This is a genomic window from Streptomyces sp. AC627_RSS907 (assembly GCF_019049165.1).
Genome location: NZ_JAGMUE010001294.1, coordinates 1 through 634, shown reverse-complemented (window position 1 = coordinate 634; position 634 = coordinate 1). Strand labels below are relative to the sequence as shown.

1 protein-coding gene is annotated in these 634 nt (G+C 74.9%); it reads left to right on the top strand.

Annotated features, from left to right (window positions below):
* The coding region (locus KUM32_RS41565; protein WP_217146812.1) for a PP2C family protein-serine/threonine phosphatase at positions 1-634 on the top strand (634 nt) is incomplete at both ends.

Genomic DNA, 634 nt, shown 5'->3' with positions numbered 1-634 from the left:
CCGCGACACGCTGCTGACCACCGTGTGCCTGGCCCAGCGCAAGCCGGTGCTCGTCTCGCGGATGACCGACCGCGACTTCTCGCGGGTCGCCTCCACCGACAGCGCCGCGGACAAGATGCGCCGCGGCAACGTGCACAGCTACATGGCGGTCCCGCTGATCGCCCGCGGCCTCCTGCTCGGCAGCGCCGACTTCGTGCGCGCCGGCAGCAGCCCGCCGTTCACCGCCACCGACCTGGCCCTGGCCGAACAGCTCGCCTCCAAGGCGGCGGTGTTCATCGACAACGCCCGGCTCTACGGGCGCGAGCGCGAGCACGTGATCTCCCTCCAGCGCAGCCTGCTGCCCCGGGCCGCACCGCACACCCCGGGCCTGGCCGTGCACACCAGCTACGCGCCGGCGGCGGACGCCCGCGGCGTGGGCGGCGACTGGTACGACCTGATGGCGCTCCCCGGCGGGCGGACCGCGCTCGTGGTGGGCGACGTCATGGGGCACGGCGTGTCCGCGGCGGCCACCATGGGGCGGCTGCGCACCGTCGCCCGCACGCTGATGATGCTCGACACCGCCCCCGACCGCGTCCTGGCCCGCCTCGACCTGGCCACCCGCGACCTGGAGGACGACCAGGTCGCCACCTGTAGG